Here is an 898-nt window from a genome sequence, read left to right as displayed (position 1 = left end):
GCAGCGAGTGAAAGGGTATTGAGAGCGGCTTGATTTGGATTTGTTATAAACAGTACGCCGCACCGCAATGGGCCAGAGTAAAACTAAATATTATTTTTAGTGATTTCCTCAATAGACTGATTTACATTACCTTGAAATAATCCTCCGTGGTAAGAGATTACCCTCTCGATATCAAACATATTAAGCTTTTTTAATGACTCAAAGGCTTCATTCACGTTATTTGTGTATTGAGGGTTAGGACCTGTTAATTGACCATCAATCAAGTTCATGGCGTCACCAGCGATTAGCGTCTTGCTTGGTTGGTGATATAGACAGACATGCCCAGGTGTATGTCCTGGGGTTAAAATCACTGTAATCCCGCCGCAATACGGCAGTATTTGGCCATCCTCTACAACCCGGTCAATTGTACCTTTCGGAGGATTTTCGAGAGTGTACTTAAATGCTTTACGCATTTCCTCCGGTAAATCTTTAGGTAACGACTCTACAGCTTTTTCGATAGCTTCAGGCTTCATCATTTTTACAAGTCGTTTCTCACCCTGAATAAAGGGCTTTTCTTGTTCGCTAGAAAAAACTTCTATTTGATAAGGTGACTCATTCTGAATGGCCGCTAAATTTCCGATATGGTCAATGTCCTGATGTGTGATGATTACTTTATTAAGTTTGGTATAAGGTATCCCAGCTTTTTCGATAGCTTCCCGAAGTAATGGCAGTTGACCCGGAAATCCTGTATCTACCAGTAGAACTGTTTCATTATCATAAAGTAATGTGGGGTATATTGTGTTAACCCTTCCCAGAACCATCGCCGAGATACTTAACATTTCTATTCCATCGGCTATTTTCATATCAATCCCTCGCAATCATTGTCCAATAGTATCTGTATTTTACACTATTTTAGTAA

General features: G+C 39.6%; 1 protein-coding gene. It reads right to left on the bottom strand.

Annotation, left to right across the window (positions count from 1 at the left end):
* Window positions 1-83 precede the first annotated feature (83 nt).
* Window positions 84-842, bottom strand: a complete 759-nt coding sequence (locus GJ688_RS19970; RefSeq protein ID WP_155478168.1) for an MBL fold metallo-hydrolase — start codon at window positions 840-842, stop codon at window positions 84-86.
* Window positions 843-898: the final 56 nt, after the last annotated feature.

The organism is Heliobacterium mobile, from assembly GCF_009720735.1.
Classification (GTDB): Bacteria; Bacillota; Desulfitobacteriia; order Heliobacteriales; family Heliobacteriaceae; genus Heliobacterium; species Heliobacterium mobile.
Note: the sequence above shows the minus strand (reverse complement) of the source record. Positions and strands in the feature narration are given on the sequence as shown.

Bases quoted from the DNA above. Each gene is read 5' to 3' on its own strand.
- GJ688_RS19970 (WP_155478168.1), bottom strand. From the start codon at position 842: ATGAAAATAGCCGATGGAATAGAAATGTTAAGTATCTCGGCGATGGTT.